This is a genomic window from Pseudomonas sp. G.S.17 (genome assembly GCF_038096165.1).
Classification (GTDB): domain Bacteria; phylum Pseudomonadota; class Gammaproteobacteria; order Pseudomonadales; family Pseudomonadaceae; genus Aquipseudomonas.
The window spans coordinates 4428274-4453411 of sequence record NZ_CP151076.1; the positions used below are offsets into that span (position 1 = coordinate 4428274).

Below are 25138 nucleotides of genomic sequence, written 5' to 3' on the forward strand. Positions count from 1 at the left end.
ATTGTTGTCGCCGAAATTGACGCCCGGCCGTTTTGCCGCGCGCAAGAAGTCGAATGTTAAAGACTGATCGTTTGGATGACTGCTCGGTCAGCAGCGTCACATTTTCGGGAATTCCGTCCCGACGGCATACTAAAGCAAATCTTCAAGACGTCCATGCAAGCGTTGCGGAAGATTTTCGTGGATCTCGATCAAAGCTCGCTGAATCGCACTTTGAAAGCCCTGCACACCCGCCGAACCGTGGCTTTTCACGACAATCCCCTGCAACCCCAGAAAACTTGCGCCGTTATGCCTGGCCGGTGCCAGATCCGCCTGCATGCGCTTCATCAGCGGCAACGCCAGGACGCCAACGGCTTTGGTGAGCAGATTCTGACTAAACAACGCCTGCACCCGCGCCGAAATCATCGTAGCCAGACCCTCGCTGGACTTGAGCAATATATTGCCGACAAAACCATCACAGACCACTACGTCAGCTTCACCGCGATACAGACCGTCGCCCTCGATGAAACCGCAATAATTAAGCCCTGGAGCCGCCTGCAACAGACTGGCAGCCAGCTTGACCTGCTGATTGCCCTTGATGTCTTCGGTGCCAACGTTAAGCAACGCCACTTTGGGGCGAGAAACACCCAACGCTTCGGCGGCAACCGAACCCATCACGGCAAACTGGTAGAGATTCTCGGCGCTGCAATCGACATTCGCCCCCAGGTCCAGCAACTGACAATAGCCGCGCTCGGTCGGAATCGCCGCAACCATCGCCGGACGGTCGATGCCCGGCAAGGTCTTGAGCACAAACCGCGACAACGCCATCAGCGCGCCAGTATTACCCGCACTGACACAGGCCTGCGCCTGCCCCCCGGCCACCAGCCCCAAAGCCACCCGCATGGACGAGTCAGGCTTGCCGCGCAGCGCCTGGGATGGACGCTCATCCATAGCGATGACTTCGGTGGCGTTGACAATGTGCAGGCGAGAGCGATCCACACCGGATTGGCGGGCAACGAGGGCTTCAATAAGGGAGGCTTGACCCACGAGGATCAGATGGAGCGAGGGCGTAGCAATCAGGCACGCGAGGCTTGCCTGAACAATGTTGCGGGGACCGAAGTCCCCGCCCATTGCGTCGATCGCGATGATCGGAGCGGACAAGAAATTACTCGTCAGCGCCCTTGTCGATCACTTTACGACCACGGTAAACACCTTCCGGCGAAACGTGGTGACGCAGGTGAATTTCACCAGTTGTCTTTTCTACCGACAGAGTGCTTGCCTCAAGAGCGTCGTGGGAACGACGCATGTCACGGGCAGAGCGGGATTTTTTGTTCTGCTGAACAGCCATAATTGATTAACTCCTAAACGTTTGGGTCACGCTTTAACTGCGCCAATACACTGAACGGGTTGGACCGCGTTACCTCGTCCACGCTCGGTTCGGGCTCATCGAGACCCGCCGGCTGCTGGCATTCTTCCGGATGATGAGCCGGCACAATGGGCAAGGCGAGCAGAAGCTCTTCCTCGATCAAAGCCAGCAGATCCAATGGATCTTCGCCCAGTTCCAGCACGTCATAACCTTTCGGTAACGACTGGGTATTCGCACCCTCCTTCATCACCGCGTAACTGCATTCGCTGTGAATCGGCAGGGTGACCAGCTCAAGACAACGCTGGCAAACCATTTTGACTTCGACGTCGATAGAACTGTGAATTACCACAGATCTGCGTTCGTCACGCTCAAAAACGAATTTCGCCTGCACCGTACCGAGGTTATCGGAAAGCGGGTCGCAGAGTCTCTCCAAATCGGCCAGCAGCACTTCACCTTGAAGGGTAGTGCCACGATCAGCCAATTTGCGCGGGTCAACGTGAGGTGGAATCGGGTCATTCAACATAGGCGCAGCATTCTAGGGACGACCCCCAGGCATGTCAAAGGAAATTCAGGCCTGTTATCCACTAGCAGACTGATTAGAATCACTTTTCACCTGATGGAGAACCGCATGTTGCCCTTGTTGCTTGCTTCCAGCTCACCTTATCGCCGGGAATTGCTGGCCCGATTGCGTCTGCCGTTCGTCTGCAGCTCGCCTGAAATCGACGAGAGCCATCGCGGCGATGATAGCGCCATCGAGCTGGTGCAAAGGCTGGCCGAGGAGAAAGCCAGGGCCTTGGCCAACGATTATCCCGACCACCTGATCATCGGCTCGGATCAGGTCGCGGTGCTCGACGGCAGGATCCTCGGCAAACCCCACACCTTCGAGCGCGCCCTGAAACAGCTGACTGCTGCAAGTGGCCGCAGCGTGAGCTTCCTGACAGGTCTGGCACTGCTGAACAGTGCAACCGGCGAGTGCCAGGTCGACCATGTGGCGTTCACCGTGCATATGCGCCTCCTGGACCCGGCTCGTATCGAGCGTTACCTGCGCGCGGAGAAGCCCTACGACTGCGCTGGCAGCTTCAAGGCCGAAGGGTTGGGGGTAAGCCTGTTCCGCGCCACCGAAGGCAGCGACGCCACCAGCCTGATCGGCTTGCCGCTGATTCGACTGGTAGACATGCTCGGCAACGAGGGCATCATCGTGCCCTGAGGCCACAAACAAGAAACCCGACCAATGGTCGGGTTTCTTTTCTTCATATAAGCAGAACGATCAGCGCAGCGACGGCCCGTTAAAACCCGCCCACATGGCTATCTGCTGAGCAACGCTGGCACCCAGCTTCTTCGAGAACCGATCAAAAGGCGACTCCTTGACGGTGTAGTCAACCATCTCCTTCTCGCCGATCACGTCACGCGCAACGTAACTGGCACTGCCCAATCCATCGATCAGGCCCAACGGCAAAGCCTGCTCCCCGGTCCAGACCAGTCCCGAGAACAGCTCGGGATGCTCCTTATCCTTGAGACGGTCGCCACGGCCAAGCTTGACGCTGGCGATGAACTGCCGATGCGTGGTATCCAGAACGCCCTGCCAGAACGCCGTTTCATCAGCTTTTTGCGGCTGGAACGGATCAAGAAAGGCCTTGTGCTCGCCGGAAGTGTAGGTCCGTCGATCGACGCCCAGCTTGTCCATGATGCCGACGAAACCGAAGCCCGCCGCCGTAACGCCAATCGAGCCCACCAGACTGGCCTTGTCGGCATAGATCTGATCGGCGGCACTGGCGATGTAATAGGCACCCGAAGCGCCCAGGTCGGTAATGACGGCATACACCTTGATCGCCGGCTTCTCGGCGCGCAGGCGGCGTATTTCGTCGGCGATATAGCCGGACTGCACCGGACTGCCGCCTGGGCTGTTGATCCGCAGGATCACTCCCTTGGTCTTGCTGTCCTCGAAGGCCGCACGCAGGCTGCCGACAATGTTATCGGCACTCGCCGGCTCGTTGTCGGCAATCATGCCCTGCACTTCGATCAGTGCAGTATGGTTCTCGCTGCGCGACGCGGCCTTGTCAAAGCTCATCAGCGGCGTGAACAGGAACAACGCAGTAATCAGGTATAAAAAAGTCAGGGATTTGAAGAAGATCCCCCAGCGCCGTGAGCGCCGCTGCTCCTGAACGCTCGCCAGCAGTGTTTTTTCCAGCAACTTCCAGCTCTTGGCGTCAGCCTTGCTGTCTGCGATTTCATCTGCATCTCTGGAGACTGGAGCTTTCCATTCGTCCGACATTTCTCAATCACCCCAACAACGAAGATTCAGCACTCGGCGCACCCAGCCAGGTGCGCAGTTCGGAAAAACTGTCGATGGCCAGACGCGGCTCGTACTCAAGCAACGAGGACAGCGACTGAGCGCCATACCCCACCGCAACCGAATCCATGCCGGCGTTACGCGCCATCAACAGATCAAAAGACGAATCACCCACCATCAGCGCACGCTCGGGCGCCACACCACAATGCTCGAGAATCTCGTTGAGCATCAGCGGGTCCGGCTTGCTGGCGGTCTCGTCCGCAGCGCGGGTGATATCGAAGAAATCCAGCCAGTCGTGCGCCTTGAGCACCCGATCCAGCCCGCGCCGCGCCTTGCCGGTGGCCACTGCCATCTGATAACCATCTGTGCGAAAGGCTTCGATCACATCCCGCACCCCGGCAAACAAGGGCGAAGGAACAGTGTTATCCAGAGCCATATAACTGTCGGCATAGCGTTGGCGGAAGTCGATCAGATCGTGGGCGCTGATGTCCGGATAAAGCGTACGAATGGCTTCCGGCAAACCCAGGCCGATGATGCCCTTGATTGCAAAATCATCACGCACCTCACGGTCGCTCAGGGTCGCAGCAACCTGCATTGCTTCGACAATGCGACCGATGGAATCAGCCAGGGTGCCGTCCCAATCGAAAATCAACAGCTCATAGTTTGACGGCTTGAAATCAGGGCGCACTCAATCGCTCCACGGTCTTGGCCCACATGTCATCCACCGGGGCCTGTAGCTTCAACTCGCCACCATCGGGCAGCGGCACGGTCAACATATAGGCATGCAGAAACAGACGCTTGCCGCCCAGATCACGAATTTCGCGACTGAAATCTTCGTCGCCGTACTTGGTGTCGCCGGCGATGGCGTGCCCGGCATGCAGGGTATGCACACGAATCTGGTGCGTGCGACCAGTCACTGGTTTGGCCTCGACCATGGTGGCGAAGTCACCGAAGCGGCGCAGCACCTTGAAGATCGTCAGCGCTTCCTTGCCTTCGTCATTGACCTCGACCATGCGCTCGCCGGAACGCAGATTGCTCTTGAGCAATGGCGCATTGACCCGTTTCTGCGAAGTATCCCAATGCCCGCGAACCAGAGCCATGTAACGCTTGTCGACACCATCGCCGCGCAAGGCTTCATGCAGGTGACGCAGCATGCTGCGTTTCTTGGCGATCATCAGCAGACCGGAAGTGTCGCGATCAAGGCGATGCACCAGCTCCAGCTCCTTGGCGTCCGGGCGCATCTGACGGAAGGCTTCGATCACACCGAAGTTCAGGCCGCTGCCGCCATGCACGGCGATACCGGCGGGTTTGTTCAGCACGATCAGCGCCTTGTCTTCGAAGACAATGGCGGCCTCAAGGCGCTGCAACAGGCCCTGCGCCACAGGCACGGGTGCATCCCGCTCAGGCACGCGCACAGGCGGAACGCGAATGATGTCGCCCGCCTGCAACTTATACTCGGGCTTGATTCGACCCTTGTTCACTCGCACTTCGCCCTTGCGCAAAATGCGGTAGATCAAGGTCTTAGGCACGCCTTTGAGGAAAGTGACAAGAAAATTGTCGATACGTTGACCGGCATATTCCGGCGCAACCTCTACCAGCTGGACGCTGGGGGTTGGAGGGGTGATGTTCGTCATGCCGCAAATCATAACAATTTTTTATGGATTTGAAGCACTTAATGATTGCTGCTATAGTCGCGAACGCCGCCAAAAGCGGCCTGGACAGCGGACAAACGGTCTAACCACCGGCCCTGCCCAACGCAATTCACGAGGACGCGAGGCCGTCCTACGGGGCTTTCGGTGACAGCGAACAGCCTGGAGATGTAACAAGCGCAGGTGACATGAGGCCTGAAACAAGCCAGATCGCAGAGTTATCACTCGCCTTCAGAGCTCAAAATTCACGGCCAGTTCACAAAGTGCAGTCATCTTCAGACATTTCGTGCGAATACTTCGGAAACAACGCCTTAAGCCATGATGCGCGGCCCTCCTGAAGAAGGTCGCGGTAAATGCCAACCCGCTGCGGATTCTGCGCGCGGCAGCACCCGAATTATCAGGGATACGTGTAGGGTGGAGACGCACAACCATCGGACTGTGTAGCACTAGGCTTATTCAAGACGCTTCATCTCGTCCGCTACCGATGGTCGATTCCTCCTCCTGACAAAGCTATTGCTGACAGGGTGGCTTTATGTCACCCCAGCAAGCAGGAAACGTCGTCGCGACCCCGGCCCCTTTGGCCGGTTCCCCGCTAGACACTGGAGTGTTCAAACACTCTTGACGTGCCCTGACACCGACCGTGAGAAGTCGTGTGTGCCGAACGCCGTTTCCGGCAGCCCGGAAACCGACGGTACTACATGAAAAGAATGCTGATTAACGCAACTCAACCCGAAGAGTTGCGTGTTGCACTGGTAGATGGCCAACGCCTCTATGACCTGGACATCGAGTCGGGTGCACGCGAGCAGAAGAAAGCCAACATCTATAAAGGCCGAATCACTCGCATCGAACCAAGCCTGGAGGCTGCCTTTGTCGATTTTGGCTCTGAGCGCCATGGCTTTCTGCCCCTCAAGGAAATCTCCCGCGAGTACTTCAAAAAGGCTCCTGAAGGCCGCGTCAACATCAAGGACGTCCTGAGCGAAGGCCAGGAAGTCATCGTTCAGGTAGAGAAAGAAGAACGTGGCAACAAAGGCGCAGCCTTGACCACCTTCATCAGCCTGGCCGGTCGTTATCTGGTCCTGATGCCGAACAACCCGCGTGCTGGCGGTATTTCCCGTCGCATCGAAGGTGAAGAGCGCAACGAACTGCGTGAAGCACTCAACGGCCTGATCGCTCCAGCCGACATGGGTCTGATCGTGCGCACTGCCGGCCTGGGCCGCAGCAGCGAAGAAATGCAGTGGGACCTCGATTACCTGCTGCAACTCTGGACCGCTATCAAGGAAGCATCCCTGGATCGCTCCGCGCCTTTCCTGATCTACCAGGAAAGCAACGTGATCATCCGCGCCATCCGCGACTATCTGCGCCAGGACATCGGCGAAGTGCTGATCGACAGCGTCGAAGCCCAGGAAGAAGCCTTGACGTTCATCCGTCAGGTGATGCCGCAGTACGCCAGCAAGATCAAGCTATACGAAGACAGCGTTCCGCTGTTCAACCGCTTCCAGATCGAAAGCCAGATCGAGACCGCCTTTCAGCGCGTCGTTGAACTGCCTTCCGGCGGCTCCATCGTTATCGACCCTACCGAAGCCCTGGTGTCCATCGACATCAACTCGGCCCGCGCCACCAAAGGCAGCGATATCGAAGAAACCGCGCTGCAGACCAACCTTGAAGCGGCTGAAGAAATCGCCCGTCAATTGCGCCTGCGCGATATCGGCGGCCTGATCGTCATCGACTTCATCGACATGACACCGGCCAAGAACCAGCGCGCCGTGGAAGAAAAAGTCCGCGAAAGCCTGGAAGCCGACCGCGCCCGGGTTCAGGTTGGCCGCATCTCACGCTTTGGCCTGCTGGAAATGTCCCGTCAGCGCCTGCGCCCTTCCCTGGGTGAAAGCAGCGGCATCGTCTGCCCGCGTTGCAACGGCACCGGCATCATTCGTGACGTTGAATCGCTGTCGCTGGCGATTCTGCGCCTGATCGAAGAAGAAGCCCTGAAGGATCGTACTGCCGAAGTCCGCGCCCAGGTGCCGATCCCGGTTGCCGCGTTCCTGCTCAACGAAAAACGCAACTCGATCACCAAGATCGAACTGCGCACCCGCGCCCGCATCATTATCCTGCCGAACGATCATCTCGAAACGCCACACTTCGAAGTGCAGCGTCTGCGTGATGACAGCCCGGAAGCGCACACCAATCAGTCCAGCTACGAAATCGCTGCTGCCGCTGCCGAAGTGGAAGAAGTCGCGCCGCCTGCCGCTGCGACCCGCACCCTGGTTCGCCAGGAAGCCGCAGTCAAGACCGCGCCACCACGTGCCAACGCACCGGTTCCGGTTGAAGCTGCTGCTCCGGCCCCTGCTCCGGTTGTTCATGAACCAAGCCTGTTCAAGGGCCTGGTGAAATCCCTGGTGAGCCTGTTCGCCGCCAAGGAAGAGCCTGCCGCACCGGTCGTCGTGGAAAAACCGGCTGCCGAGCGTCCAGCTCGCAACGAGGAACGCCGCAACGGTCGTCAACAGAGCCGTGGTCGCACCAATCGTCGTGACGAAGAGCGCAAGCCCCGCGAAGAACGCGCCCCGCGTGAAGAGCGTGCAGAACGCGCTCCTCGCGAAGAGCGTGCGCCACGTGAAGAACGTGCACCGCGCGAGCCGCGTGAAGTTCGTGACGAAACCACCACCGCCGCAGCCCCACGCGAAGAGCGTCCGGCCCGCGCGCCACGTGAAGAACGCGCACCGCGTGCTCCGCGTGAAGACCGCAAGTCCCGCGAAGACCGTCCGGTCCGCGAACTGCGTGAGCCACTGGATGCTGCTCCGGCAGTCAACCTGGCCCGCGAAGAGCGCCCTGAACGTGCTCCACGTGAAGAACGCCAGCCACGCCAGCCACGCGAAGAGCGCCAGCCACGTGCCGAACAGGCCGTAGCAGCGGTCAGCGAAGACGAAGTGTTGCTCAACGAAGAGCTGATCGCCGACGACAATCAGGACGGCGCCGAAGGCGATCGCCCTCGTCGTCGCTCACGTGGTCAGCGTCGTCGCAGCAACCGTCGCGAGCGTCAACGTGATGCCAACGGCAATGTGATCGAAGGTTCCGAAGGCGCTGAAGGTGCCGAAGAAGACGCCGAGCAAGCCAGCAGCGCCGATGTCGCCGCAGGGCTGGCAGTGACAGCCGCTGTCGCCAGCACTGTAATCAGCGCCCCGGCCGAAGCTCAGGCCAATCGTCAGGCAGAACGTGCGACTGCATCCGTCGAAGCGTCGGAGTCGTCTTTCGCCCAATCGACCGAGGTGCAAACCCCGTCGATCCAGACGCCAGCGTTTGAAGCACCCGAAGTCGAAGCTGCGAAAACCGAAGTTGCTGAAACCGCAGCTTTTGCAATCGAAGCACCCGCCATCGAAGCTCCAGTCGCCGAACAAGCGCCTAAAGCCGAGCCTGCGCCGGAAGTAGAAGTACAGCCTGCGTTCGAAGCTCCGGTCGAAGCACCAGCAATGGCCGCCCAGACCGAACTGTTCGACGCACCGCACGCCGAGCGCGTCGTACCGTTCAAGCCAACCCCGGAGCCAACCGCTCAAGCGCCACAGGCAGAAGCAGCAGCTCCATCCCGTGAAGAGGCTTTCGTCTCAGAATCGGCGGTCACTGAATCGGCTGAGCTGCCAACACCTGCACCTGTAGTTGCCGAAGCGCCTGCACCTTACGCAGCTCCGGAAATCGTTGCCACGCCACCAGCCGCAGAAGCTGCAGTGGCTGTCGCCGAAGCTGAAGCTACCGCCGAAGTTGAAGCCCCAGCCCCTGCCGCTCCAGTGAGCAGCACTGGCCGCGCGCCAAACGACCCGCGTGAAGTGCGTCGTCGCAAGCGTGAAGCTGAACGTCTGCAGAAAGAAGCTGAAGAAGCTGCCGCCAACGCTCCAGTCGTGACTGAAGCTGCGCCGGTTGCACCGCAAGCCGAGCCGACTCAACCTTCACCGGTTGTCGACGAAAACCTGCAATCGGTTGAAGAAGTCGTACAGCAACACCCGAAAGCGCAGGAAGAAAACAACGAGCCTAAACCGCTTGTCTAAGCTCTTCGCTTAAACCGCGCTGAATAAAAAGCCCCACCTGTGAAAGCAGGTGGGGCTTTTTTATGGCCGTTGTTTATAGCCGTTTACGGATTGAAGATCAGCGCTTCGGGCACATCCACGTCCCACAGCACGCCAGGATCATCTACCTCGACAAGCTGCAGCCGCGACGTCTTGAACAGCCGCCTGGCGCCTTGATCGCCAGCCAGAGTCATCAGCGCAGGGCCGAGCGTGCGCCCAAAGCCAACCGGATGACCACGCTCACCTTGATGAACAGGAACGCTGATGCAATCGTCCTGCAGGGAATCAATCACCTTGCCCAGCGTGTCCGGCAGGATAAACGGCATATCGCCCAGCACCACCAACCAGCCACGGCAATCAGATGCGGCCGCGACCGCAGCGGCGATGCTGTCGCCCATGCCGGGTGAATCCAGCAGCACCACCTCACAGCCGTAATGCAGGCCAAGCCGGCAGATTTCCGGGCAATCCTGGCGAGTTATCAACAGGCACTTATCCACAACGCCGTGCAGCCCGATCAGGACCTGTTCCACCACGGGGCGCACAACCCCGTCCAAACCCAGGCAAGGCGCCAAGAGCTTATGCTGATCATTCCCGGCCACGGCCCGATAACGACTGCCCTGCCCTGCGGCCAACACAATGGCGCAGACCTCACTGCTCAATGCGCAGTCTCGGCGATCAACGGTTTTTTCTGTTGCAGGGCGATGCCGTTTTTGATGTAGACGATTTCAGCCAGCAACGATAGCGCGATCTCAGCCGGGGTATGACTGCCGATATGCAGGCCGATTGGGCCGTGCAAGCGAGCAATGGCCGTCTCGCTCAAACCCAGCAGCGCGAGGTTTTCCCGACGCTTCTGACTGTTGACCCGCGAGCCCAGTGCCCCGACGTAAAACGCCGGCGAGTTCAACGCCGTGAGCAACGCCATGTCGTCCAGGCGTGGATCATGGGTCAGAGCGACCACGGCGGTGCGCTCATCCGTCTCGATGGCCAGCACCGCGTCGTCGGGCATGCCCGGCACAAAACGCGCTTGCTGATCCTCCCAGCCGAAGGAGAATTCCGTACGCGGATCGCAGATCAGCACGTCGAAATCCAGCAAATGGGCCATTTCCGCGACATAGCGGGACAGTTGCCCGGCGCCGATCAACAGCAAACGCCAGCGCGGACCGTAAATGGTGCGCAAGGTATTGCCATCAAAACTCACCACATCGTCACGTTGCGCGCTGTGCAGGCTGACTTCGCCGGTGTGCAGATTGAGTTCACGGGCGACGATTTGATGGTCTTCGCAGCGCTGCAAGAGTTCTGCGACCCACTGCTCATCGCCGACCCACTCTTGCGTCAGGCGCAGAGTGCCACCGCAAGGCAGGCCGAAACGCGCCGCTTCATCCAGGGTGACACCATAAGTGATCAATTCGATGCCCTGCCCGTCGCGCTGCAAACGACCGTCCTGCAGGCGGGCAATCAAATCGTCCTCGATGCAGCCACCGGAAACCGAGCCGATGACCACGCCGTCTTCGCGCAACGCGAGCATCGCGCCGGGTGGTCGCGGCGCGCTGCCCCAGGTCTGGACCACGCTATACAACACCACACGCTGCCCTGCACGACGCCATTCCAGCACGCTGCGCAGGACATTCAGGTCGACGCTATCCATCAGGTGGGTCCTCATTGAAGGCATTCAGCCCAGAGGCATGAATCTGTAGAAGGGAGTCAGTAAAGATTGGGTTCCATTTCCAGCGTTACATCGAAGCGCTCGACGATGTCGGCCTGGATACGCCGTGCCAGAGCCAACAGTTGTGCGCCAGTGGCCCGACCATAGTTGACCAGCACCAGCGACTGCAAGCGATGCACGCCGGCATCCCCTTCACGGTAACCTTTCCATCCGGCTTGCTCGATCAGCCAGCCAGCGGCAAGCTTCACTTGCCCATCAGCCTGTGGATAACCCACAAGCCCCGGATAACTGACTTTGATGCGCGCCGCCAGTTCAGCGGAAATCAGCGGATTCTTGAAGAAGCTCCCCGCGTTACCGAGTTCGGCGGGATCAGGAAGTTTTTCACTGCGGATCGCGCAGATTGCCCGGCTGACATCACGCGGGGTTGGATGCGCGATACCGAGCGCGTCCAGACGCTGACGTACCGGGCCGTAATCCAGATGCAGGCGCGCGACGCGGCTCAGAACGAAGCGCACGCGCAAGATCAACCAGCGTCCGGTGTCATGTTTGAACAGGCTATCGCGATAACCGAACGCGCATTCTTCCAGGGAGAATTCGCGCAACCCGCCCGTCTGCCGGTCGAGGGCGGTCAGGCTATGAAAGACGTCCTTGATCTCGACACCATAAGCGCCGATGTTCTGCATCGGTGCAGCGCCGACCGTCCCGGGAATCAGGCTCAGGTTTTCCAGGCCGCACAGGCCGAGTTCCAGACAAGACTGCACAAACGGGTGCCACGGCTCGCCCGCTTCGGCCTCGACGATGGCCTCCAGGCAATCTTCGCGAACAATGCGAATACCACGGCTGGCCATGTGCAGCACCAAAGCTTTTACGTCGCCGGTCAGCAACAGATTGCTGCCGCCGCCGATAACCATCAGCTCCAGGGTGTTCGCGGCACAATAGGCCAGCGCCGCACGCACGTCGTCATCGTTATGGGCTTGGGCAAACAGCTGCGCCTGCACATCGACGCCGAAGGTATTGAACGGTTTGAGAGAAACGGCGGATTGCAGCTGCAACGTCAACCCTCCAGCAAGCGTCGGACACGTTCGAGATCTTCAGCGGTGTCCACGCCGGCAGGCGGCGCTTCAACAGCGTCGGCCACGTGAATACGTACGCCATGCCACAGTGCACGCAGTTGCTCCAGATTTTCAGTGTCTTCGAGCCAGCACGGGCCCCAACTGACGAAATCCTGCAGGAACCCTGCACGATAAGCATAGATGCCGATATGACGACGGTACGGAACACCCGCCGGCAATTGATCACGATCCCTGGCCAGCGCATCACGCGCCCAAGGCAAGGGCGCACGGCTGAAAGTCAGCGCCAGACCGTTGATATCGGCAACCACCTTGACCACGTTCGGATTGAACAGCGCAGCAACGTCGTCGATCGGCTCGGCCAGGGTCGACATCAGTGCTTCCGGATGCGCCGCCAGGTTGTCCGCGACCTGATCGATCACCGCAGGCGGGATCATCGGCTCGTCGCCCTGAACGTTGACCACGATGGCGTCGGCAGCCAGCCCCAGCTGGGTAGCCACTTCGGCGAGACGGTCAGTGCCGGAATTATGGTCGTCACGGGTCAGCAGAACCTCGGCACCGAAGGCGCGACAGGCTTCAACGATACGCGGATCATCGGTGGCAACCACGACCCGCGCCGCGCTGCTTTTGCGCGCCTGTTCCCAGACATGCTGGATCATCGGCTTGCCGGCGATCTCTTTCAGGGGCTTGCCGGGAAAGCGGCTGGAGCCGTAGCGGGCCGGAATGACTACCGTGAAAACCGCCGTCATTTATCCAGACGCTCGTCGGTCGTCAGGGTGCGCGCTTCGCTTTCCAGCATCACCGGAATGCCGTCACGGATCGGATAGGCCAGGCCTGCACCCTTGCTGATCAGTTCGGTTTTATCGGCGCTGAGCTTGAGCGGACCTTTGCAGATCGGGCAAGCGAGGATGTCGAGCAATTTGGTGTCCATAAGAAATCCTGAGCGAATCATGGCAAAAGACGTGATAACTGCGAGTCGAACCAACTGACGAAAGCGGCCGAAGGCACTGCATCCACGGCCAGATACCACCAGTCATCCGCCGCGAAGGGCCGGCATTTCACGGCGTCCTTTTCGGTCATGACCACGGGCAGCGAAGGCGTGAACGTCAGTGTCTGCGCGCTGTAGGCGGCATGGTCGGCGAACGCGTGAGCGACAGGCCGCCAGTGTAGCCCTTCGAGGGTATTGAAGAAACGTTGCGGATTGCCGATCCCCGCCACAGCGTGAACGGCTTGTCCCGGCGCAAAGAATTCCACCGGCTCCCGCGCGCCGCTGCGCAGATTGACCAGCGCGGCGGGCTTGAGCTGGAAGGCGTAACCGTCGTCTCGATCAGCGCTGGCACCGTTGTAGAGCAGCGCATCGACGCTGTTCAGGCGCTCGACGGGTTCACGCAGAGGTCCGGCGGGCAGGCAGCGTCGATTGCCCAGGCCGCGGGCCGCATCGATCAGCACCAGCTCCAGATCCCGGGCCAGGCGGTAATGTTGCAGGCCATCGTCCGACAGAATCAGGTCCAGCGGCTCGCTGTCCAGCAAGGCACGCACTGCGCGGCTGCGATCAGGATCGATCATCAACGGCACGCCGGTGCGCTGCACAATTAAAAGAGGTTCGTCACCCGCCTGAGCCGCGCTTTGTTCGGCGGTCACGCGCCACGGCAGGCTCGGCGGCGTAGCGCCATAACCTCGGCTGACCACGCCAACGCGCAGGCCTCGGCTGCGGCAGTGCTCGATCATCCACAGAATCAGCGGCGTCTTGCCGGTGCCGCCGACCGTGATATTGCCGACGACGATGACCGGAATCGGCGCCTTGTAGATTTCACCCTGCCCGGCCAGGAAACGCGCACGCTTGCCCTCGACGACACGGCGATACAGGCATTCCAGCGGTCGTAACAGCGCCAGAGCCGGATGACCGGCATACCAGGCGGCAAGCAAGCGGTCGGAGAGTGCCATCAGTTAGCCGATGTGGCCTCGACGGTGGTCATGCGCAAATGACTGAAACCCAGTTTGCCAGCAGCGTCCATGGCGGTAATCACCGATTGATGGGGGGTTTTGCCATCGGCGCTGATCGTCAGCGGCAAACTGGTATCGCCGGCCGATTCACGCTGCAAGGCGTCAATCAGCGTGGCCAGATCGTTTTTCGGCAGCAATTGGTTGTTCAGGGAAAAAACCCCGTCGGCATTGATGGCGATGTCCAGATGCTTGCGATCGGCGTCGGTGTCCGGCGTGCCGGTGACCGCCTGCGGCAGATCGACCCGCAGTTGGGTTTCGCGAGTAAAAGTCGTGGTCACGATGAAGAACAGCAGCAGGATGAACACCACATCGATCAACGACACGAGGTTGATGTCGATGTTCTCCCTGACCTTGCGCCGACGAAATTTCACTTCTTGCGACCCTCACCCCGGGCCTGCGCCTTGAGCTGGATACTTGGATCGTTGACATCGACGTCACGGTCGCCCTGCACCACTTCCACCAGCTTGATGGCTTCCTGCTCCATCCCGACCACCAGTTCATCGACCCGGCTTTGCAGGAAACGATGAAAGAAAATCGCCGGAATGGCCACGATCAGCCCAGATGCGGTACAGATCAGCGCCTTGGAGATACCGCCTGCCAACACAGCGGCATTGGCCGTGTTACCGGTGGCGTTGAACGAGCCAAAGATATCGATCATGCCCAGCACGGTGCCCAGCAAACCCAGCAACGGCGCCATGGCAGCAATCGAACCCAGGGCGCTCAAATAGCGCTCCAGATCATGAATGATCCGTGCGGCGGCTTCTTCGATGCACTCCTTCATGATCTCGCGACCATGCCTGGAGTTGGCCAGGCCTGCGGCGAGGATTTCACCCAGCGGCGAATCGGCGCGCAGCTCCTTGAGCTTTTCGCTGTCGAGTTTCTTGTCCTGGATCCAGCGCCAGACCTGCCCCAGCAAATGCGGCGGCGTGATGCGGCTGGCACGCAAGGTCCAGAGACGCTCGATGATGATGCCGACCGCGGCGATGGAACTCAGAATGATCGGCAGCATCATCCAGCCACCTGATTTGACCAGTTCCCACACAGTGACGACCCCCAGAAAAAAGTGGCGCCACTCTAACATAGGCTCGCCAGCTGGCCGAAGCCTGTGATCAATTTCCGTCGGATGAGTCACGCCAGAACCGCTGGAGGCCCCGTTCGACCTGGGGTTGACCGAAGGTGCCCAGTTGCAGGCTGATCGCACCCAGCTCGGCGCTGTCGTAGGTGCGAATGCCAAACCAGTGATAGCGCGACATGACCAACGGATGCGGGTGACCGAAGCCATTGTTGCGACCACGGGAGATCAGGACGCCCTGCGGGTCGACACCTCGCAGAAATGGCTTGGACGATGAGGTGCGACTGCCGTGATGCGGCGCTTGCAGCCAATTAGCGCGCACGTCGAAGTCGCTGCGCAGCGCTGCTTGTTCGGCATCGGCGTCGATATCACCGGTCAGCAACAGCCGCTCGCCATTGGCGTCGACCATCAGCACGCAAGACGCCTGGTTGCCTTCTTTCGCCTGCTCCCAGCGCCAGGTCGAGAACGTTACGCCGTCCCATTCCCAGGATTCGTCGATCTGACACAGTTGCGCGTTGAGTTGCGGCGCGAGCCGTTCCAGCTCGCCACCCAGAACCCGGGCAACCGGCATGCCTTGCTGGACTGCCAAGGCTCCGCCGGCATGATCGGCGTCGGCATGGCTGAGCAGCATCAGGTCCAGCTTGCGCACCCCGACTTTACGCATGACGGGCAGCACGATCCGCTCGCCGATATCGAACTCGCCAAAGCGCGGCCCCGCATCGAACAACAGGGTGTGTTGCCGCGTGCGCAGCAGGATCGCCAGGCCTTGGCCGACATCCATTTGCAACACCTGTACTTGCCCGTGAGGCACGGATTTCAAAGGCGGGAACACGCACAACAGCAGCAGTGGCCAGCCCAGCGGCCGTAACGGCACGCCGCTGGGCAGCAATAACAGCAAGGCGCCCAACAGGCTCAACGCCCAGACCCACACCGGCATCGCGCCGGGGATCCAGACTGGCACCACGCCCGCCACCCAACCGAGAAACCAGAACAGCCCATTCAGCGCGCCACCGGCCAGCCACAACAGGCTTTCGCCGATGACCGGAACCGGCAGCAACAACGTGCCCAGCAGCGCGGGCGGCAACGCAACGAAGCTGACCCAGGGCACGGCGATCAAGTTGGCCAAAGGTCCGCTGAGACTGACGGGCAGATTCAGCGCCAGCAGGACCGGCAACAAACCCAGGGCAATCAGCCACTGCGCCCGTGTCCAGCTGCGTATCCAGCTCCAGGCGCCCAATCGCCCACTGAAAATCAACAGCAGAATTCCCACTGCAAGGAACGACAGCCAGAATCCCGGCTGAAGACTGGCCAGTGGCTCGAAGATCAGGACCGCATTGAGCGACAACAGCAACGGCCAGAGCACGCCCAGATGCCGAAAGCGCAGACGCCAGAGCAGCACCATGCCGACCATGACGCAGGCCCGACGCACCGGCACTTCGAACCCGGCGAGCAAGCCATAGCCAAGTGCAGCGGTAAACGCCAGGCCACAGGCCCACGGCAACCAGGGCAAGGCCCGAGGCCATAAACCCCAGCGCGCCAGCCCGGCGATCAGCGCGTAGATCACTCCCGCCAACAAGCCAATGTGCTGGCCGGAAATCACCAATAGATGCACAGTCCCGGTGTTCTGCAGGGTTTGCCAGTCCGCCGTGCTCAAGCCCGAACCATCGCCGAGCACCAGCGCTGCCAGCCCGCCTTCGCGCCCTTGCGCGTCAACCGCCAGCAATCGCTGCCGCAGCGCGTCACGCCAGCCATACCTGGCGGCGGACAGCAGTTGTCCATCGACGACGGTGCCGGTTGCCCCGATCCGCTGTGCCAGCAACCAGGCCTCGTAATCAAATGCGTGGGGATTGACCAACCCGCTGGGCTGCTTGAGCTTGACCGCCAGACGCCAGCGCTCGCCACTGCGCACGGCCGGGCCGCCATACCAGGAAACACGGAGGTGTTCAGGCAATCGAGCGCGACGGGACTTGGCGTCTTCCAGCTCGAAACGCACCACGCCTTCGGCAAGACTGGGCAAGCCGACCACCTTGCCTTGCAGCCAGAGCGTCTGGCCATCCAGCCGTGACGGCAGCCGATCATTCAGCGCCGATTGCGCCGACGCGCAAGCCCAGGTCAGGCCGAACAGAAAAAACGCCAGTGGATAAGTGCGAAACGGCAGCAGCATCAAGGCCACGACCGGCATCAACAGCAACAGCCAGGTCGGCGGCAGTTGCGGCAGAAAACGTAACAGCAGCATCCCTGACGCCAGCGCGAACATCCCTGTGCGCATACGTGTTCATCCCGATTACGGCAAAAGTCTTCTAATGGCTTAGCTCAGGCAGTCGCAAAGCGTCGGGATCAATTGTCACAAGGTCTTGGGCGGTGATGGGTAACTCATGTGGGACGGATTATTCGGGAAGGCGTTGTTACTGAGTACATATCCGTTATGGGCGTGTGCTGGAATTACGGTTCCGCTCTTACAGCGGGTCACTTTTGGCAAACGCCCCAAAAGTAACCAAAAAGTCTTGCCCCTCCATACGGGTCTTCGCTGAGCTCAGACTGCCCTCACTCCGGCATTACTCCGTGGGTCGCCGCAAAGGGCCATCCCTGGCCCAGTGCGGCTAACTCGGCATCCATGCCGAGTTCCCCACTGCGCAATACCTGCGTTCGGCCTGCTGGGAAAGGGGCCTGACCCGATCTCCGGACTCAATTCGACTTGATCTCTGAGTGCTCTATCTCTCGCAGGAGCTCCGTGGTTCTGTTGGAGCGAGCGGGCGGCGATCCGACTTGCCCGCGAAGACGCCTTCCCGGATAAATCCGGTCCCACAGGTTTCCCACAGGCTCCTCACAGCAGACAAAAAAACGCCAATCTCTCGATTGGCGTTTCTTGTTACATCACTGCATTACTGCGGCTTGCGACGACCAAAGCCCGGACGTTGGCCCGAACCCGACGGCGGGCCACGGCGCTTGCCGGACGGCGCGTCGTCGACCAGCGTGATGCCTGGACGCTTGTGCGCAGGCTTGGCTGGACGCTTGTTGACGTCGTTCGGACGCTCGGCCACTGGCGTGCCACGGCTGTTGTCGGTACGACCGTTGGCCGGACGCGGAGTACGCGGCGACGGTTTGCTCGGATCATTACGTGAGCCAGCAGGACGTTGACCACGGCCGGATTCGGAACGTGGACCGGACGGACGCTGGGTCGAATCGCCACGCGGACGGTCGCGCTCGCTGCCGGTCACTTGTGGCTGACGCGGCGCACGATCAGCGGTCGGAGCAGGTGCGCCCGCAGCTGGACGCAAGGTGCGAACAACACGCTCGCCTTTGCCCAATGGACGGGACGACTGGCGCTGCAAGCGCTCCATCTTGTCCTTGGTCTTGGCATTCATCTGCGGTTGGGCAACCGGCTCAAGGCCGACTTCCTGGCTGAGCACGTCGACTTCGTACTGGCTCATTTCGCGCCAGCGGCCCATCGGCAGGTCGGAGTTGAGGAACACCGGTCCGTAACGCACGCGCTTCAGACGGCTGACCACCAGCCCCTGGGATTCCCACAGACGACGGACTTCGCGGTTGCGACCTTCCATCACCACGCAATGATACCAATGGTTGAAGCCTTCGCCACCGGGCGCCTGCTTGATGTCGGTGAAACGCGCAGGACCGTCTTCAAGGACGACACCGGCTTTCAGACGCGCCAGCATGTCGTCATCGACTTCGCCACGTACGCGCACTGCGTATTCGCGGTCCATTTCGAAGGACGGGTGCATCAGGCGGTTAGCCAGCTCACCGTCAGTGGTGAACATCAGCAAACCGGTGGTGTTGATGTCCAGGCGGCCGATATTGACCCAGCGGCCTTCTTTTGGACGCGGCAGGCGATCGAACACCGTAGGGCGACCTTCTGGGTCGTCGCGGGTGCAGATTTCACCGTCCGGCTTGTTGTACATGATGACGCGGCGAACCGTTTCGGCTGCCTCTTCGCGCTTGATCACGCGACCATCCACGGTGATGGCGTCATGCATGTCGACGCGTTGACCGAGGGTCGCGTCCTTGCCATTGACCTTGATCCGGCCCTGGCTGATCCAGGCTTCGACGTCACGTCGCGAACCTACACCAATACGTGCCAGAACCTTCTGCAGTTTTTCACCTGCGGGTCCGATTTCCTGGCTGTCCTGCTTGTCTTTGATACTCATCTGGGCACCTCCCGGTGTGTCGATTCAGGTGACGCCGAGGACCGGCGTGACCTGCTGCCTGCGGCTGTGGATAGCCGCGAAGCGAAAATTCTAAAAGCCTGTGGCGAGTATGAATCGCCAAAAGGTCGCGAATCATACGCTCAAGGCGCACGTTGCGCATCACAGGCTAGTCGAAATATTGCCGCTCACTTCTTTTTCCGCCGACCGGCGCTCTTGAGCTTGCTCAAACGAACGGCTGATTCGGCCAGCACTTCGCGCCGTTCGCCTTTCTCCATCTTCTTCCAGCTTTTGATTTCTTTCTTGCTGCGGCCGCACCCAAGGCAAATCTCGTCGTCGAATTTGCAGAGGCTGATGCAGGGGTTTTTGCTGCTCATGGAGTGCCGCCGAAATAAAGGTTAATGGCGAGATTGCATTCCGTAGGATGCCAGCGATTTGTCAGGCACCCGGATTCTTGTCGTCTTCAGGGTCATCTGCCAATTCAGACTCTGTATCAGGCTCATTGATCAATAAATCGTCGAAATCGATTTTCAAGCCCTGCTCCATGGAATCCAGTTCCACCAGCAAGCTGCGGAAGCTGGTTTCATCCCGTGGCGGCTCGGGTTCGGCGTCCGGGTCGAGGCTGGCGTCGGCCAACGCCTGCAAGTGCGCGGGCACCGGGGCGTCTTCGAAGTCGAGGATCGGATCGGGCTCCAGCTCGCGCAGGTCGGCCAGCGGCGGCAAATCGTCGAGGTTTTTCAGGTTGAAGTGATCCAGAAAGCCCTTGGTGGTGGCAAACATCGCAGGCTTGCCGGGAACATCGCGATAACCCACGACCCGGATCCACTCGCGTTCCAGCAAGGTCTTGACGATATGGCTGTTGACCGCCACACCCCGCACGTCTTCGATTTCGCCACGGGTAATCGGCTGGCGATAGGCAATCAGCGCCATGGTTTCCAGCATGGCCCGGGAATAGCGTTGCGGGCGCTCTTCCCACAGGCGGCCTACCCAGGGCGAAAACTTCTCGCGAATCTGCAAGCGATAACCGGATGCAACTTCCTTGAGTTCGAAAGCCCGGCCATCGCAGGACTTGCGCAGCAATTCCAGGGCTTTTTTGAACACTGGCGGTTCGGGGCGTTCGCCTTCTTCAAAGAGTTCGAAAAGGCGTTCCAGCGATTGCGGCTTGCCCGAGGCCAATAGAAAAGCTTCGAGCAGCGGTGCCAGCTCGCGGGGTTCGTTGAGGTTCATTGATCTGCTCTTATTCGGCTCGCGCCCGCACATGGATCGCCGCGAAGGGCTCGTTCTGCACCAATTCCACCAAGGATTCCTTGACCAGCTCCAGCACCGCCATGAAGGTCACGACAACACCAAGCCGCCCTTCTTCGGCCGTGAACAGCTCGGCAAACGGCACGAAACCGCCGCCTTTGAGACGTTCCAGCACGTCGCTCATGCGCTCGCGGGTGGACAACGCTTCACGGCTGACCTGATGGCTTTCAAACATATCGCCCCGGCGCAGCACTTCGGCCATGGACATCAATAGCTCGTCGAGACTGACATCCGGCAACAGCTTACGGGCCCTGGCTTCCGGCGCATCCAGCCGGGGCACGCTGACATCGCGGCCGACTCGGGTCAGGCGGTCGATGCCTTCGGCGGCAGCCTTGAAGCGCTCGTACTCCTGCAGACGACGAATCAGCTCGGCGCGGGGGTCGTCTTCTTCCTCCTCAATAGCCGCCGAACGCGGCAGGAGCATGCGCGACTTGATCTCGGCGAGCATGGCCGCCATCACCAGATACTCGGCGGCCAGTTCCAGGCGCACGGTTTTCATCAGCTCGACGTAACCCATGTACTGCTTGGTGATTTCGGCTACCGGGATGTCGAGAATATCGATGTTCTGCTTCCGGATCAGGTAGAGCAGCAGGTCCAGCGGGCCTTCGAAGGCTTCGAGAAAGACTTCAAGGGCATCCGGCGGGATATACAGGTCCACCGGCATCTGCATGACCGCCTGGCCATAGACCATGGCGAATGGCAGTTCCTGCTGGGCGCCGGCCTGGCTGTCCACCGTTTCCGCCAGGGTCATTACGCTTCCACACCGAACGGGGTTGGATCGCCGCAGCCGACGCGGATCACCTGGGGCTCGCCGTCGGCGAGATTGATGACTGTTGAGGCGGAAATCCCGCCGATGCCGCCATCGATGATCAGGTCCACCTGACGTTCCAGGAGTTGACGCATTTCGTAAGGATCGCTCAGAGGCACGCTGTCTCCCGGCATGATCAGGCTGACGCTCATCAGCGGTTCGCCCAGTTCCTCAAGCAGCGCCTGAGCAATGGGATGCCCCGGCACGCGTAGACCGATGGTGCGGCGCTTGGGGTGCAGCACCAGTCGCGGCACTTCCCGGGTGGCGTTGAGAATGAAGGTGTACGGCCCCGGCGTATGCGCCTTGAGCGCACGAAACGCGCCGGTATCGACCTTGGCGAACAGCCCGAGCTGCGACAGGTCGCAACACATCAGGGTGAAGTTGTGCTTGTCGTCCAGCTGGCGCAGGCGGCGGATTCGCTCGATGGCGCTCTTGTCGCCGATCTGGCAACCCAATGCATAGGAGGAATCAGTGGGGTAGACCACCAGCCCGCCGGCCTTGATGATTTCTGCGGCCTGTTTGATCAGGCGCGGCTGCGGGTTTTCCGGGTGGACCTGGAAAAATTGACTCACGGTATCTTCCTGTTCAGACGACGGCAGTAGGCTGGTCATGTTTGAATCGACACCAAAGTGGCGGCAGATCTTCGGGCAGCGGTCGATAAATACCGATCTCGGACCAGGCGCCAGGAGCGTGGAAGTCACTGCCGGCACTCACCAGCAGACCGAATTCACGAGCCAGGATGGCCAATGTCCCGACCTGCTCGGCAGGCTGCAGACCGTTGACCACCTCTATGGCATGGCCGCCAGCCTGCAAGAACTCGGCGACCAGTTTACGACGTTTGCTGCGGGTGAAATCGTAGTGCGCGGGGTGCGCAAGGCTGACCCAGGCTCCCGAAGCGCGCAACATCGCGACGGTATCCTCCAGAGTAGGCCAATGCAGCTTGACGTCGCCGAGCTTGCCGGCACCCAGCCATTTGCGAAACGCTTCGGCGCGATCCTTGACGAAACCTTCCCGCACCATGAAGTCGGCGAAGTGCGGACGGGCTGGCGCATTACCGCTGTCACCCAGTTCCTGCTGGATCGCTCGGGCACCTTCCAGCGCTCCGGGCATACCTTTGATCGCCAATTTGCGACTTATTTCTTCAGCACGCAGCCAGCGTCCGGTGTGCAAACGGGCAATTGCCTCGACCAGAAGCGGTGCATTGACGTCGAAACCATAGCCCAGAATGTGAATGGTCGCACCGCCCCAGGTGCAGGACAATTCGACCCCGTTGACCAGCTGCATACCCAGCGCATGCGCCGCAGTCCGGGCTTCTTCGAGGCCTTCGAGGGTGTCGTGATCGGTCAGGGACAAGACGCGCACGCCGTTTTCATAAGCACGCGCAACCAGATCCGCCGGCGCCATGGCGCCATCGGAAGCAGTGCTGTGGCAGTGCAGGTCAACATTCATAGGTGGCGCTTTCGCTGTCATTGATGTTTGTTATTATGCCGCCACATCCTGCTTCTGGCTGCCATTGTGAAACAATTCATCGACTTCATCCCGCTGTTGCTGTTTTTCATCGTTTACAAAATCGAGCCTCGCGCCGTCGACATCCTGGGTCACAGCGTCATGGTGGGTGGCATATTCAGTGCGACCGCCATGCTGATCATCAGTTCGGTGGTGGTCTACGGCATTCTGTTCGTCAAGCAAGGCAAGCTGGAAAAAAGCCAATGGCTGACGCTGGTTGCCTGTCTGGTGTTCGGTAGCCTGACGCTGGCGTTTCACAGCGAGACCTTCCTCAAATGGAAAGCCCCGGTGGTGAACTGGTTGTTCGCCCTGGCGTTTGCCGGCAGCCACTTCATCGGCGACCGCCCGTTGATCCAGCGCATCATGGGCCATGCCCTGACCTTGCCGCAGGCGATCTGGACCAAGCTGAACATCGCCTGGATCATCTTCTTCCTGTTCTGCGGCGCGGCCAACCTGTACGTGGCGTTTACCTATCAGGAATTCTGGGTCGACTTCAAAGTCTTCGGCAGCCTGGGCATGACGCTGTTGTTCCTGGTCGGCCAGGGCCTGTTCCTTGCCCGCCACATGCATGATCCCGAAACACCGCCACCTTCAACAAAAACCGAGGACTGACATGCTCTACGCAATCGTTGCCACAGACGTTGAAAACTCCCTGGAAAAACGCCTGAGCGTTCGTCCCGCCCATCTTGAGCGCCTGAACGCGCTCAAGAATGAAGGCCGTCTGATCCTGGCCGGCCCGAATCCGGCGGTGGACAGCAATGATCCAGGCGCGGCCGGTTTCACTGGCAGCCTGATCGTTGCCGAGTTCGACTCACTCAGCGCGGCCAAGACCTGGGCCGAAGCCGATCCGTACGTCCAGGCTGGCGTTTACGACCATGTCGTGGTCAAGCCATTCAAACTCGTCCTGCCTTAAAATAACCGTCAACTGTCGCGATTGTTGCTCGACCTGAGCAACAATCGCACAATCCCCGCTTGTCATTAATCATTCTTATCCCCCTGCCGACAACCTTCTGAATGTTCTATAAAAACACTGCTGCAAAACAGGGGTTCAGATGCGTTCAGGTCCGCGATGTCTGTCAGTGATGGTATTAGCCATGGGCGCGACACTCGCCCAGGCTGAGGAAACAAATGGTTTGGCCGCGCACGCTCAGTCGGAGCCAGTTGTGCCGAGCCAGGTCAATGAGTTGCAACTGCGCCTGCGCGACAGCGAGCGGCAGCGCGAAGAGCTGATCAAACAGCTGCAAAACACCAGTGCCGAACGCGAAAGCGCGCAACTGAGTCGTCTTCGCCAGGAGAACCAAAAGCTCAAGTTGCAGCTCAAAGAGTCACAATCCGTCGAACCCCAACGCATTCTGACGGAGCAACAACAATGGTTCGTCGCAGGGGGCGGCGTTGCGATGATCGCCCTTTTGTGCGGTATTTTTGCCAGCGGTTGGCGTAGACAACGTCGACAGTGGCTAAATTGAGTGAGACATGAGCGAGCTGCTACTTATAGATGACGACCAGGAGCTGTGTGAGCTTCTGAGCAGTTGGTTAAGCCAGGAAGGCTTTGTGGTGCGCGCCTGCCACGACGGCAACAGCGCCCGGCGAGCCCTTGCCGAATCGGCGCCGGCAGCGGTTGTCCTGGACGTGATGCTGCCCGATGGCAGCGGCCTGGAACTGCTCAAGCAATTGCGCAACGATCACCCGGATTTACCCGTGCTGATGCTCTCGGCACGCGGCGAACCCCTGGACCGGATTCTCGGCCTGGAACTGGGTGCCGACGATTACCTGGCCAAACCCTGCGATCCTCGCGAGCTGACTGCCCGTCTGCGCGCGGTGCTGCGGCGCAGTCATCCGACTGCGGTGTCGACCCAGCTGGAATTGGGCGACCTGTGCTTCAGCCCGATGCGCGGCGTGGTGATCATCGACGAGAAGGAGCTGACGCTCACCGTCTCGGAAAGCCGCTTGCTGGAAGCGCTGCTGCGTCAACCCGGCGAGCCACTGGACAAACAGGAACTGGCGCAACTGGCACTGGGCCGCAAACTGACGCTGTATGACCGCAGCCTGGACATGCACGTCAGCAACCTGCGCAAGAAAATCGGCCCCCACCCGGACGGCCGCCCGCGGATCATGGCGCTGCGTAGTCGCGGGTATTACTACGCCGTCTAGCGACGGGGTCGTACAGACTGCGTAGGAGCGGAGTTATCCGCGAGGCGCCAGGGCAGGCGCGCAACCACG

At 60.2% G+C, this 25138-nt stretch carries 27 protein-coding genes; 6 read left to right on the forward strand and 21 right to left on the reverse strand.

Translation table 11 applies throughout. The features are described from left to right. Positions 1-129 precede the first annotated feature (129 nt). Genes plsX through AABC73_RS20800 form a run of 3 tightly spaced genes read right to left on the reverse strand, consistent with a single transcriptional unit; the run spans position 130 to position 1865 of the window. Complete coding sequence (plsX, locus tag AABC73_RS20790) at positions 130-1137, reverse strand: phosphate acyltransferase PlsX (RefSeq protein WP_341520762.1); 1008 nt, start codon at positions 1135-1137, stop codon at positions 130-132. Between the two features lie 4 nt (positions 1138-1141). After that, entirely contained in the window at positions 1142-1324 is a 183-nt protein-coding gene (gene rpmF / locus AABC73_RS20795; protein WP_002552688.1) for a 50S ribosomal protein L32, read from the reverse strand. A 13-nt stretch (positions 1325-1337) separates the two neighbouring features. Further along, complete coding sequence (locus AABC73_RS20800; protein ID WP_020290385.1) at positions 1338-1865, reverse strand: YceD family protein; 528 nt, start codon at positions 1863-1865, stop codon at positions 1338-1340. 105 nt (positions 1866-1970) lie between these two features. Between AABC73_RS20800 and AABC73_RS20805 the strand changes: the two genes are divergently transcribed. Then, positions 1971-2549 (forward strand): nucleoside triphosphate pyrophosphatase, encoded by a 579-nt coding sequence (locus AABC73_RS20805; RefSeq protein ID WP_341520763.1) that lies wholly within the window; start codon positions 1971-1973, stop codon positions 2547-2549. Between the two features lie 60 nt (positions 2550-2609). Here AABC73_RS20805 and AABC73_RS20810 read toward each other — a convergent pair whose 3' ends face one another. From AABC73_RS20810 to rluC, 3 genes are read right to left on the reverse strand one after another with little or no spacing between them, the layout of a single operon-like run. Then, on the reverse strand, positions 2610-3614 hold the full coding sequence (locus tag AABC73_RS20810) for a S49 family peptidase (RefSeq protein WP_341520764.1): 1005 nt from the start codon (positions 3612-3614) through the stop codon (positions 2610-2612). 7 nt (positions 3615-3621) lie between these two features. Continuing rightward, positions 3622-4320: an HAD-IA family hydrolase gene (locus AABC73_RS20815; protein WP_341520765.1), complete on the reverse strand. Its 699-nt coding sequence runs from the start codon at positions 4318-4320 to the stop codon at positions 3622-3624. Next, entirely contained in the window at positions 4310-5266 is a 957-nt protein-coding gene (rluC, locus tag AABC73_RS20820) for a 23S rRNA pseudouridine(955/2504/2580) synthase RluC (RefSeq protein WP_065833384.1), read from the reverse strand. The genes AABC73_RS20815 and rluC overlap by 11 nt, the downstream gene beginning before the upstream one ends. A gap of 722 nt (positions 5267-5988) precedes the next feature. On the opposite strand from rluC, the gene rne reads away from it, so the two are divergent. Continuing rightward, entirely contained in the window at positions 5989-9312 is a 3324-nt protein-coding gene (gene rne, locus AABC73_RS20825) for a ribonuclease E (protein ID WP_341520766.1), read from the forward strand. 83 nt (positions 9313-9395) lie between these two features. On the opposite strand, the gene AABC73_RS20830 is transcribed toward rne, so the two are convergent. The 15 genes from AABC73_RS20830 to AABC73_RS20900 form a co-directional block, all read right to left on the reverse strand. Continuing rightward, positions 9396-9989 (reverse strand): nucleotidyltransferase family protein, encoded by a 594-nt coding sequence (locus AABC73_RS20830; protein WP_341520767.1) that lies wholly within the window; start codon positions 9987-9989, stop codon positions 9396-9398. After that, positions 9986-10975, reverse strand: a complete 990-nt coding sequence (locus AABC73_RS20835; protein WP_341520768.1) for an XdhC family protein — start codon at positions 10973-10975, stop codon at positions 9986-9988. The genes AABC73_RS20830 and AABC73_RS20835 overlap by 4 nt, the downstream gene beginning before the upstream one ends. A gap of 56 nt (positions 10976-11031) precedes the next feature. Further along, complete coding sequence (gene murB, locus AABC73_RS20840; protein ID WP_341520769.1) at positions 11032-12051, reverse strand: UDP-N-acetylmuramate dehydrogenase; 1020 nt, start codon at positions 12049-12051, stop codon at positions 11032-11034. Beyond that, on the reverse strand, positions 12048-12812 hold the full coding sequence (gene kdsB / locus AABC73_RS20845) for a 3-deoxy-manno-octulosonate cytidylyltransferase (RefSeq protein ID WP_341520770.1): 765 nt from the start codon (positions 12810-12812) through the stop codon (positions 12048-12050). Before kdsB ends, murB begins: the two co-directional genes overlap by 4 nt. Beyond that, the gene (locus AABC73_RS20850) at positions 12809-12994 is read right to left on the reverse strand and encodes a Trm112 family protein (RefSeq protein ID WP_003174668.1); all 186 of its coding nucleotides are present in this window, start codon (positions 12992-12994) and stop codon (positions 12809-12811) included. The genes kdsB and AABC73_RS20850 overlap by 4 nt, the downstream gene beginning before the upstream one ends. A gap of 17 nt (positions 12995-13011) precedes the next feature. Further along, positions 13012-14007 (reverse strand): tetraacyldisaccharide 4'-kinase, encoded by a 996-nt coding sequence (lpxK, locus tag AABC73_RS20855; RefSeq protein ID WP_341520771.1) that lies wholly within the window; start codon positions 14005-14007, stop codon positions 13012-13014. Then, the gene (locus tag AABC73_RS20860; RefSeq protein WP_020290396.1) at positions 14007-14438 is read right to left on the reverse strand and encodes a biopolymer transporter ExbD; all 432 of its coding nucleotides are present in this window, start codon (positions 14436-14438) and stop codon (positions 14007-14009) included. Before AABC73_RS20860 ends, lpxK begins: the two co-directional genes overlap by 1 nt. Next, positions 14435-15109 (reverse strand): MotA/TolQ/ExbB proton channel family protein, encoded by a 675-nt coding sequence (locus AABC73_RS20865; RefSeq protein ID WP_341524296.1) that lies wholly within the window; start codon positions 15107-15109, stop codon positions 14435-14437. Before AABC73_RS20865 ends, AABC73_RS20860 begins: the two co-directional genes overlap by 4 nt. A gap of 67 nt (positions 15110-15176) precedes the next feature. After that, the gene (locus tag AABC73_RS20870; RefSeq protein ID WP_341520772.1) at positions 15177-17408 is read right to left on the reverse strand and encodes a DNA internalization-related competence protein ComEC/Rec2; all 2232 of its coding nucleotides are present in this window, start codon (positions 17406-17408) and stop codon (positions 15177-15179) included. A 613-nt stretch (positions 17409-18021) separates the two neighbouring features. Beyond that, positions 18022-19302 carry a 23S rRNA pseudouridine(2605) synthase RluB gene (rluB, locus tag AABC73_RS20875; protein WP_341520773.1) on the reverse strand — a complete coding sequence of 427 codons (1281 nt, stop codon included), beginning with the start codon at positions 19300-19302 and terminating at the stop codon, positions 18022-18024. A gap of 185 nt (positions 19303-19487) precedes the next feature. Then, a complete protein-coding gene (locus AABC73_RS20880; protein ID WP_341520774.1) occupies positions 19488-19676 on the reverse strand; it encodes a DUF1289 domain-containing protein in 189 nt (62 codons plus the stop codon). Between the two features lie 61 nt (positions 19677-19737). Continuing rightward, entirely contained in the window at positions 19738-20526 is a 789-nt protein-coding gene (gene scpB / locus AABC73_RS20885) for an SMC-Scp complex subunit ScpB (protein WP_065833372.1), read from the reverse strand. A gap of 10 nt (positions 20527-20536) precedes the next feature. Then, positions 20537-21295: a ScpA family protein gene (locus AABC73_RS20890; RefSeq protein ID WP_170826322.1), complete on the reverse strand. Its 759-nt coding sequence runs from the start codon at positions 21293-21295 to the stop codon at positions 20537-20539. A gap of 59 nt (positions 21296-21354) precedes the next feature. Next, the gene (locus AABC73_RS20895) at positions 21355-21984 is read right to left on the reverse strand and encodes an L-threonylcarbamoyladenylate synthase (RefSeq protein ID WP_020290403.1); all 630 of its coding nucleotides are present in this window, start codon (positions 21982-21984) and stop codon (positions 21355-21357) included. 13 nt (positions 21985-21997) lie between these two features. Further along, a complete protein-coding gene (locus AABC73_RS20900) occupies positions 21998-22861 on the reverse strand; it encodes a PHP domain-containing protein (RefSeq protein WP_341520775.1) in 864 nt (287 codons plus the stop codon). A gap of 66 nt (positions 22862-22927) precedes the next feature. On the opposite strand from AABC73_RS20900, the gene AABC73_RS20905 reads away from it, so the two are divergent. The 4 genes from AABC73_RS20905 to AABC73_RS20920 all read left to right on the forward strand — a co-directional run bounded on the left by AABC73_RS20905 (position 22928) and on the right by AABC73_RS20920 (position 25069). Then, positions 22928-23530, forward strand: a complete 603-nt coding sequence (locus tag AABC73_RS20905) for a septation protein A (protein ID WP_065833368.1) — start codon at positions 22928-22930, stop codon at positions 23528-23530. A 1-nt stretch (position 23531) separates the two neighbouring features. Further along, the gene (locus tag AABC73_RS20910) at positions 23532-23831 is read left to right on the forward strand and encodes a YciI family protein (RefSeq protein ID WP_341520776.1); all 300 of its coding nucleotides are present in this window, start codon (positions 23532-23534) and stop codon (positions 23829-23831) included. A 139-nt stretch (positions 23832-23970) separates the two neighbouring features. After that, positions 23971-24384 carry a translation initiation factor 2 gene (locus AABC73_RS20915; protein ID WP_341520777.1) on the forward strand — a complete coding sequence of 138 codons (414 nt, stop codon included), beginning with the start codon at positions 23971-23973 and terminating at the stop codon, positions 24382-24384. Positions 24385-24391: 7 nt separating this feature from the next. Next, a complete protein-coding gene (locus AABC73_RS20920; protein ID WP_020290408.1) occupies positions 24392-25069 on the forward strand; it encodes a response regulator transcription factor in 678 nt (225 codons plus the stop codon). Positions 25070-25138: the final 69 nt, after the last annotated feature.